The following is a 9341-nucleotide window of genomic DNA, read 5'->3' on the forward strand; positions in this document are numbered from 1 at the left end:
CCGACAAGCGCTGGAGGGCCTGACAGTGAAGTCGCTCTTTGACTTCATTGGCAGGACCGAAGCGTCTCGAGGAGTTAGGAGCCGCAGCCAGACAAGCGACTCGAGGGGCTAGGCGCTAGAGCTGGACATTTCTCGAAGTGAATTTTCTTATCTTATAAAAAAAAGAAGGGCATCTGCCACTTCTTTTAAAACATAAAGGTTGTTTAACTGCTTACTCCTTTTATCGTGGTAAGCTCTGATTTCCTTTTTTTCATTTTTGATGATGATTTGAATACCATTTCATTTTTACCTTCCATATTTGTGACCAGTTCATTTTTAATGATAATTATCAGCAGGAAAATGATCAGTAATACTAACAGTGAGCTTATCGCGATGTACGATGCATACTTCAGCCACCAGAAATTTTGGCCAGTAAGTCCTGCTAGTTCGTTCGATATTGATTTTTTATAATGGGTATTATAAATCGTTTCTTTATGCGGCCCACCAAGGAAAAGGCTGAACATTGCCAAACCCATCATGATTTGCAGTGTTTGGAGGACCTGCTGGACAAACAATAATGCCAGTTGAGGCTTAAGATGGGGCAATATCTGTTTCACCATGATATGCCATTTGCTGCCTCCTAATAAATAGGAACTTGTCACAAATGACTTTGTTTTTATTTCTTTAATAAAATCAGTTGTGAAGAAAAAAACAGTTGGAAATCCCAAAACGAACAAGACTATCAGCTGATACTCAATCTTTACGATAACAGGAACTTCATTGTACCCAAAAAGGTAACCATTCATTAAGAATACGCCGATCAACAGGACTGGGACGTACTGAAATGGGAGGAAAAATGCTTTAATAAAAGGTTTTAAAGCAGGCAGCCAATTCTCGATTAAAATACCCATTAAAGTACCGATTGCAACTCTAAGAAAAGAAACGGCAACAAGCGCAGCAAATGTATATTTTATTCCATCAATTATTAGCATTAAATTATCTCGGCCATCCCGGTCTGTACCTAGTAAATAATCTGAACTTGGAGGGTAGGGAGGGGCTTTTAAGAGTTTCCCATTTTCATCGTATAGTTTGTGAATCATTGTCCGGTAATCGTCAGGACCAATAAAGTCGTATAAGAAGCTTGCAATTAGCATCACTAGTAAAATACTTAAGCTAATTTTCGTTTTTTTATATGATTTCGGCCTCATAGCTGAATTTCACCTCGTTTCCTGACTACAGTATATTTAACGATTGTTCTGACCAAGTACTCAAAAAGTATGACAGGAAGTATCAGCATAATAATGCTGTATATCAGCAGCAAGACATGGTCATCCATAAATACATGCCTTATTAAAATAGAGGTATGCGCCTGTTCATAAAAATACATAAACTCTACCAGGACCAGGTTAGAGAGTAACATGTATAGAATGGACCTGAATTTAAGCATGAAAACAGGCAGGATATTCCGAATCATGTGGACGGAATACAGATAACCCTTTGTGAGACCCTTAGAAAGGCCCACTTGAATATAAAGTTCCTGCTCTTCATCTTCCATACTTTTCAACAGGAATACCCCAAATAGGATAGCTGGAAGAAATGAAATGACGATGACAGGAAAAGCAATAGGCTGATTAGAACCAAGCCCGTACATAGTAAAAATTTTCATATTATATTCTTTGTAGAGAAAGATATTCAGCATATTAATTGCGTAAATAAACATTAGGTCAGGGAGTCCCTCAAATAAATCAAGGAATGCTTGTAGCTTTTTCCTTAATTTATAAGGGGACAACATGACAGTAAAAGCTATGAGAGATCCGCCAACGATAATGATGGCAAGAGAAATTCCAAGAATGGTATAGGAATGGATATAACCATCCAGCACCTGTGAATTTGTTACATAGTCCTCAAAGCTCTGTGACTTGATATCCTTTAATTGACTCAGAACCTCTTTAAAATCATTATAAAATCGCTTGAAGGACAAGCTTAAATGTTCACCTTGCTTTTTTCCTAAATCGAATAAGGATACAAAGGAAAGAAAAAATCCTATTCCAAAAATAAATGTTGCAAACAAAAGCATGTAATATGTTACCTTGCGTAATGATGAAAATAAAATCAAAATACCTTTTTTCATATGTATTATCTCCTTTCAGACTTCTTAATGTTCTCCACGCTGGTAAAAAAATCCTTTTAATTGTTAAAAAAACTCCCTTCAGATGAAAGGAGTCTATCGGTGCTTTCTATACAGTTTTTTCAGGACAATTTTCTCAATCGTTTTCCATGGAAGCAGATTTTTCATGAATATAGTTTTGGCTACACCTTTGCCAATTGGGAACCTAAATTCTACTCCGCTTTTATCACCAGCAATTTTTGCAACCAGCTTTGCAACTTCACGCGGATCTCCATATTCTGCTTCGCCACTCTTAACCTCGTTCAAGATCGCAACCATAGATGATTCATATGGTGATTGATCCTGCAATTGGACATTTTCAATGCTCGACCAGATATTTGTCTTATAAGATCCCGGCTCAACAAGGAAGACATCGATGCCAAAAGGTTTAAGCTCAAGCCTTAAGCTTTCGCTGAATCCTTCTAAGGCATGCTTTGATGATACATATGCAGAAAGTCCAGGAAAACCAAATTTGCCGCTGATACTGCTCATGTTAATGATTTTGCCTGATCCCTGGGCACGCATGGCAGGGAGGACAGCCTGAGTGAGAGCAACCGCTCCAAAGAAATTTGTTTCGAATTGTTGACGGTAAGCTTCCAATGTGAGTTCCTCACAAAACCCTCCTTGAGCGAAGCCGGCATTATTCACGAGTACATCCACTGAATTGAATCCCTCTAAATATTCGCCAAATTCCGCGACAGAAGCAGTTGAAGTTACATCAAGCGTAAACACTTGGATACGCTTCTTGACATTTTCGTCCGCTGCAAGTTGCAGCAGACTGTCCGCTTTACTTTGATCCCGCATTGTAGCAAGAACATTAAAACCTGATTGGGCTAACTCGATTGCAATCAATTTGCCAAAGCCGCTTGATGAACCAGTCACAATTGCATTTTTCATTTTATTCTCCTCTGTAATTAATCCTTTTACATTTATTTTACCGTGTAAAAGGTGATTGCACCATTTATCCATGTATTTTTACGTGTTAACAGGGGAGACTGTTATGTTGTGGATTTTCTAAAAAAATTACTCAGGAGCAAAAGTTATGACAAAAGAAGAAGCATTAAATCTCTTATGCTTAATTGAGGCCGTATACCCATTGATCATTATTAAAAGTGAAACAGTCACAAGATGGATTTCTCATTGTGAGCTGCTTGATTACAACGGTGTGCTTGCTAAGCTGCATGCTCATATTCAAAAAACTCCCTATCCACCTAGGCTTGATGAAATAGCCGTTTTTTCAGATTCGGAAAGTAAATTTCCTAATCACATGCAGACATGGATAGAAGAGAGTGAGTTTAATGCGCAGTTTGTAGCATGGCAGAAGGAATATTTCATAAGAAATCAATAATTGATAAAAAACACGAATCCTTAAAAATAAATAGCAAATAATATTACCTGGTACTAAGTGAAAAAAACGCTATAAATAAAGGTTTTTGATGAATTTTTATTCAAAACATGACATTTATCATGTGTCACATATGACACCTGCTACTGCACAAGAGTGTTTCCCTTGTTTATAATTTGGTTAACTAACAAATCCGAAAGGGGAATTTAAACAAGATGGCAACTCACAACGCAAAAGAACTAAGAAAACAGGTCGCCCCTTATGAAAATTCAAACACGAAAGCTAGTATCATTCAAATACTGAATACGATTGTACCATTTTTGGCATTGTGGTTTTTGGCCTATCAAAGCCTTTCTATATCTTATTTGCTGACACTGGCATTTGCTGTTCTTGCAGCAGGTTTTATGATCAGGATTTTCATTATATTCCATGACTGCACACACCATTCATTCTTTAGAAACCGTACAGCCAACAAGATTGTCGGCACATTAACTGGAGTATTGACACTTTTTCCATACAGCCAGTGGGGACACGAACATTCAGTCCACCATGCTACAAGCAGCAACTTGGATAAGCGAGGAACTGGAGACATTTGGGTTATGACAGTTGATGAATATATGGCTGCTCCAACTTGGCAGAAGCTAGCTTACAGAATGTACCGCAATCCTTTTGTTATGTTTGTATTGGGACCAATTTATATTGTATTGTTCACTAACCGTTTTAACCGTAAAGGAGCAAGACTAAAAGAAAGATTAAATACCTATCTTACCAACGTTTTGATTTTTGGAATCTCCGGCTTGCTGATTTGGGCAATCGGCTGGGAATCATTTGTAATGGTAGAAGGACCGATCTTCTTCCTTGCCGGGATGTTTGGAATCTGGATGTTCTATGTACAGCATACATTTGAGGATTCTTATTTTGAAGGAGACAAAGATTGGGAATATGTGAAGGCTGCTGTGGAAGGAAGTTCTTTCTATAAGCTGCCAAAGGTACTTCAGTGGATTACGGGTAATATCGGTTACCACCATGTTCATCACTTGAGCCCACGTGTACCGAACTATAAGCTTGAAGAAGTTCACAATAATACTAAGCCATTGCAAAATGTACCAACGATCACGCTTGCAACGAGCTTAACATCCCTGCGTTTCCGCCTTTGGGATGAAAAACAAAAGCAGTTCATCGGCTTTAAAGAGATGAAAGCTTTAACAACTTCAAACAAAATGACGGCTCAGACTAAGCCAGAACTATAAAACAACTCCCCTTATTACAGTACTGTTTATTTTGTAAAGCCTAAAAGAGCTTTGCGAAAAATGCAGTCTGGAGTGAGGGGAGTAATTTTATGTTAACATCTTGGAATTTATGATATTTTATCCATATATTCGTTGTGAAGCAACTCTAATTTGAGGTCGATATGATAAGATAAAAACATCATTAATGAGTGGGATTATTATGAAGCAGAGGTTTTTATCATGTTTAAAAAGTTTTTTAATTCACTAAAAAGCACAGGCATATCTCCTTATATATGGACAATTCTCGGAATATTGCCTTTTTATTTCATCTGGCAATTACCAACTACTATGGGAAAAGTAGTTGGTATTATCCTGACATTGATGTTCTTTCTTGTTTACTGGCTGGCATTCGTATCCAGAGGCTGGACAGTTTATTTGTGGACATGTATTTTGATAGGTATTTCAATTGCCTCAGCCAGCTTGTTCAGCTATGTTTATTTCGCCTTTTTCATCGCTTACTTTATAGGTAATTTAAAAGATCGAATTCCGTTCCTTGTACTGTATTTCATTCACTTGGTGGGAACATCCATCGTCATTAACTTGGAAATTGTTTTTAAGGAAGATTTTTTTATCAAACAGCTGCCTATCATCGTGATAGTCTGGATCAGTGTCATTCTCCTGCCATTCAGTGTTTTTAACAAAAAAGAGAGAGGCCAGCTGGAAGAAAAGCTTGAAGATGCCAACAAGCGAATTTCTGACCTGGTGAAAATAGAGGAGAGGCAGAGGATTGCAAGAGACCTCCATGACACCTTAGGACAAAAGCTTTCTTTGATTGGACTAAAATCTGATTTAGCCCGTAAATTAATTTATAAGGATCCTGAACAAGCCCGAGATGAATTGAAGGATGTACAGCAAACTGCCAGGACTGCCCTCAATGAGGTAAGGAAAATGGTAGCTGAGATGAGAGGAATCCGCGTTCGCGAAGAACTGATCCATGTGAAGCAAATCCTTAAAGCAGCCGAAATCAAGTTCGTAGGCAACGATGATGAATTCAACGTGAACAATGTATCGCTGCTTTCAGAAAATATTCTTAGCATGTGCTTAAAGGAAGCAGTAACCAATGTGGTCAAGCACAGCAAAGCAACAGTATGCTCAATCACCATAAATCAGACTGAAAAAGAGCTGATCGCAGAAGTCCGTGATGACGGAGTTGGCAAGATAACGGATGAGGATTTTAACAAAGGAAGCGGACTGCTAGGAATGAGGGAACGTCTCGAATTTGTGAATGGTACACTTGAAATTTTTACAGATGAGGGTACAACGCTCTTTATTAAAATACCTAAAGTATTAAAGCAAACTGACAGGGAGGACCTGATATGATTCGGATTGTAATTGCAGAGGATCAGCGCATGCTGCTTGGAGCGTTGGGCTCACTTCTAAGTCTTGAGGATGATATGGAAGTGGTGGGAAAGGCAAGCAACGGGGAAGAAGCTGTCTCTCTCGCCAAGAATCTGCAGCCTGATGTTTGTATCATGGACATTGAGATGCCGGGTAAGACCGGTCTGGAGGCTGCAGAGGAATTAAAAGGGCTAGGCTGCAAGGTTATAATATTAACTACATTTGCACGATCCGGTTATTTTCAGCGAGCATTGAAGGCAGGAGTTAGTGGCTATTTATTGAAGGACAGTCCAAGCGAAGAACTGGCAAGCTCCATCCGCAGCGTCATGGGCGGAAGGCGAGTATATGCTCCTGAATTGATGGACGATGTATACAGTGAGGAAAACCCGCTGACCGAAAGGGAAATGGAAGTGCTCGAGCTTGTCGCCGATGGGAAGAATACAAAAGAAATCGCCGGCCAGCTAAGCATTACGGCTGGTACGGTTCGCAACTATATCTCAACCATACTGGATAAACTCGAAGTTACGAACAGGATTGAAGCCATCACCCAATCGAAGGAAAAAGGGTGGTTTAAATAACAAAAAGAGCGCAAAAAAAGTGCCTGAACCATCATGTTTTTAAATACATGCGGCCAGGCACTTTTCTTTATTTCCGGCGGGTTTCTGGTTTGTTTCTTTTAACCAACTAAGCCGCTAAGTTTATGACTTTATTTATAGAAGACTTTGTCGATGTTGTATTTCGCTTTTAAGGTATTAATCGCGTATGTTTCATAGATTTCCCTGTCCATCGGATCTTCAACAGTACATACAGCGATTTTGTGTACCTCGTGGCGATGGTTCTTGATAGGGGAAACAGTATCTTCAAAATGCTTTTTCACACGCGGTCTAAGCTTACGCGCTTTCCCTACATACATCAATTCATCATCGGCATTGAAAAACATGATGATTCCGCCTTTATCCCTTGGGATACGGTGGTAATCCGTAAATCCATATTCACTGCTGATAACTGCTTCAACCTTTTCACCTAGTTGCTTGCTTCTAGTAATCACAACATCAGGTGATGGTAATTCGATTTTAATCAATTAAATCACTTCCTATTCATCAATTAATAAATCGTACCACACGCCAAATTTAAAATCCACATATATTATCATACCCAATAAAAAGACGCCTGACCCCTGCCGCTTTATCACACCACCGCATCGGGGGTCAGACCCCCGGTGCGTTAATGCGGTGAATAAATATAGTGGTTCTTCATTGTTCTTTCATTTAAGGGTTTCGATTTTTAAATTCATTTAAATCGTCTCTTGCTATTTTTTTAATCTAAAAGCAATAATTAGAAGGATGGTTGGGAATATGAAGAATATACTTTCCACCGATTAAAGAAAGCAGGGATTTTATTTGAATAACTTTTTATCTTTAGGCATTTCAGAAAAAATTGCGGAAACGTTAAAAATACATGGGATTACAGATCCGACGCCCATCCAGGAAAAAGCAATTCCTTTATTACTGGATGGAAAAGACATTATTGCCCAATCGCAGACTGGAACGGGGAAGACGTTCGCATTTGTACTGCCTATTCTTCAGAAACTGGACACTAATAACCCAAACATTCAGGCATTGATTGTCACTCCGACAAGAGAACTTGCCTTGCAAATCACTAATGAAATACAAAAATTAATTGAGCATATCGAGGGTGTAAATATACTTGCTGTTTATGGCGGACAAGATGTTGAATCCCAGTTAAAGAAACTTAAGAAAAATATTCATATTGTAATTGGCACTCCCGGAAGACTGCTAGACCATATTCGCAGGGAAACTGTCGATTTTTCAAAAGCTGCTTTTCTCGTTTTGGATGAAGCAGATCAAATGCTTCATATTGGTTTTTTGGATGAAGTAGAAGAAATCATCAAGCAAACCCCGAAGACGAGGCAAACTTTGCTGTTCTCTGCAACAATGCCGGATGAAATCCGTAAGCTCGCAAAACAACATATGTACAAGCCTGAGAACATCCAGATAGAAAAAACGCAAGCACCATTGGCAAATATCAAACAGATTGCAATCAGTACGGTCGACAGAGCTAAACAAAACGATTTAATGGAATCATTACGAATGTATCAGCCTTTCTTAGGGGTTATTTTTTGCCGGACAAAGAGAAGGGTTAGCAAGCTGAATGACGGGCTAAAAGCAAACAATTTTAACTGCGATGAACTTCATGGCGATCTTTCACAGGCAAAAAGAGAGCAAGTCATGAAAAAATTCCGTGAAGCGAAAATACAATACTTAATTGCAACGGATGTAGCGGCCAGGGGTCTCGATGTTGAAGGTGTCACGCATGTGTTCAACTATGACATGCCTCTTGATACTGAGAGTTATATCCATCGAATCGGGCGTACCGGGAGAGCTGGAAGTGAGGGAATAGCTGTAACTTTCTATTCACCCAAAGATAAGCCACTATTGGAAATGATTGAGTCTGATTTGAAGCTTAAAATTGAAAAGAAGAACTTCGGCAATGCGCGGAGCGCGGAAGCAGGGGGAGACGATCCAGAAGAAAACAGAAGATCTGGAAATAAAATAGATAATCGCAATTCAAGTAATCGTGATCGCAGAAACGAAGACTATAAAGGGAAAAACACACGGTCGAGACGTTCTAACAGCAGCCCGCAGGATAGAGCTGGCCGTTCCCGCAGCGTTGAGAGGGATCATAGAGGAGAAAAAATCACGACAGACAGATTCAGCCGCGGTGATTCAAGAGCAAACCGGAGCAGAACTGGGGAAGATCCATTCCGCAGAAACAGAGACGAACGCCCTCGGAAACCAAATGAAAGAAGAGAGCCAAATCTAGCTGATAGAAACCGGGAGCAGGAAAGACCACAAAGGGACACAAATTCGCGTTCAAGCAGATTAGCCGGTGAAAGAAGAGAAAGCTCAAGGCGAAATGAGGAGTATGGAAGGGACCAACGAAGCGGGCGCAATGAAAATCGCGACGCAACACCACGTTTCGAAAGAAGAAGTGGGGAAAGACCTTCAGCCCAAGCACGCTCTGGCTCCGGTAGAGAAAGCAAACAACCTTCACTACAGGGTGAACGAAGCAATAAAGGGATAAACAAAAAATCCGGTGCACAAAACCGCCGAAGTAAATAAAATTAACAAGAGAATAAAGAAAATAGACCGTGAGTACACGGTCTATTTTTTGGGGATAAGAATAAAATTCACTTCGAGAA

The 9341-nt window shown here is 39.6% G+C and carries 9 protein-coding genes; 5 read left to right on the top strand and 4 right to left on the bottom strand.

Translation table 11 applies throughout. The features are described 5' to 3' along the window. Positions 1–203: 203 nt before the first annotated feature. The 3 genes from V7654_RS21925 to V7654_RS21935 form a co-directional block, all read right to left on the bottom strand. Entirely contained in the window at positions 204–1187 is a 984-nt protein-coding gene (locus V7654_RS21925) for an ABC transporter permease subunit (RefSeq protein WP_335432970.1), read from the bottom strand. Continuing rightward, complete coding sequence (locus V7654_RS21930; RefSeq protein ID WP_335432971.1) at positions 1184–2110, bottom strand: ABC transporter permease; 927 nt, start codon at positions 2108–2110, stop codon at positions 1184–1186. The genes V7654_RS21925 and V7654_RS21930 overlap by 4 nt, the downstream gene beginning before the upstream one ends. Positions 2111–2203: 93 nt before the next feature. Next, the gene (locus V7654_RS21935) at positions 2204–3043 is read right to left on the bottom strand and encodes an SDR family oxidoreductase (RefSeq protein WP_335432972.1); all 840 of its coding nucleotides are present in this window, start codon (positions 3041–3043) and stop codon (positions 2204–2206) included. 145 nt (positions 3044–3188) lie between these two features. Between V7654_RS21935 and V7654_RS21940 the strand changes: the two genes are divergently transcribed. From V7654_RS21940 to V7654_RS21955, 4 genes are all read left to right on the top strand, one after another. Then, a complete protein-coding gene (locus V7654_RS21940) occupies positions 3189–3494 on the top strand; it encodes a hypothetical protein (RefSeq protein WP_335432973.1) in 306 nt (101 codons plus the stop codon). A 212-nt stretch (positions 3495–3706) separates the two neighbouring features. Further along, positions 3707–4741, top strand: a complete 1035-nt coding sequence (locus V7654_RS21945; protein ID WP_335432974.1) for a fatty acid desaturase — start codon at positions 3707–3709, stop codon at positions 4739–4741. A gap of 219 nt (positions 4742–4960) precedes the next feature. Next, positions 4961–6100, top strand: coding sequence for a sensor histidine kinase (locus V7654_RS21950; protein ID WP_335432975.1), 1140 nt, complete (start codon positions 4961–4963; stop codon positions 6098–6100). After that, positions 6097–6696, top strand: coding sequence for a response regulator transcription factor (locus V7654_RS21955; protein WP_335432976.1), 600 nt, complete (start codon positions 6097–6099; stop codon positions 6694–6696). Before V7654_RS21950 ends, V7654_RS21955 begins: the two co-directional genes overlap by 4 nt. Before the next feature lie 128 nt (positions 6697–6824). Here V7654_RS21955 and V7654_RS21960 read toward each other — a convergent pair whose 3' ends face one another. Next, on the bottom strand, positions 6825–7199 hold the full coding sequence (locus V7654_RS21960; RefSeq protein ID WP_335432977.1) for a nucleotide excision repair endonuclease: 375 nt from the start codon (positions 7197–7199) through the stop codon (positions 6825–6827). A 319-nt stretch (positions 7200–7518) separates the two neighbouring features. On the opposite strand from V7654_RS21960, the gene V7654_RS21965 reads away from it, so the two are divergent. Next, the gene (locus V7654_RS21965; RefSeq protein WP_335432978.1) at positions 7519–9261 is read left to right on the top strand and encodes a DEAD/DEAH box helicase; all 1743 of its coding nucleotides are present in this window, start codon (positions 7519–7521) and stop codon (positions 9259–9261) included. The last annotated feature ends 80 nt before the right edge of the window (positions 9262–9341 follow it).

This window comes from Bacillus sp. JJ1609, assembly GCF_036967045.1.
GTDB lineage: Bacteria > Bacillota > Bacilli > Bacillales > Cytobacillaceae > Mesobacillus.

Excerpts from the sequence above, each read along its gene's own strand:
- V7654_RS21925 (WP_335432970.1), bottom strand. The coding sequence starts at position 1,187 with ATGAGGCCGAAATCATATAAAAAAACGAAAATTAGCTTAAGTATTTTA.
- V7654_RS21930 (WP_335432971.1), bottom strand. The coding sequence starts at position 2,110 with ATGAAAAAAGGTATTTTGATTTTATTTTCATCATTACGCAAGGTAACA.
- V7654_RS21935 (WP_335432972.1), bottom strand. The coding sequence starts at position 3,043 with ATGAAAAATGCAATTGTGACTGGTTCATCAAGCGGCTTTGGCAAATTG.
- V7654_RS21940 (WP_335432973.1), top strand. The coding sequence starts at position 3,189 with ATGACAAAAGAAGAAGCATTAAATCTCTTATGCTTAATTGAGGCCGTA.
- V7654_RS21945 (WP_335432974.1), top strand. The coding sequence starts at position 3,707 with ATGGCAACTCACAACGCAAAAGAACTAAGAAAACAGGTCGCCCCTTAT.
- V7654_RS21950 (WP_335432975.1), top strand. The coding sequence starts at position 4,961 with ATGTTTAAAAAGTTTTTTAATTCACTAAAAAGCACAGGCATATCTCCT.
- V7654_RS21955 (WP_335432976.1), top strand. The coding sequence starts at position 6,097 with ATGATTCGGATTGTAATTGCAGAGGATCAGCGCATGCTGCTTGGAGCG.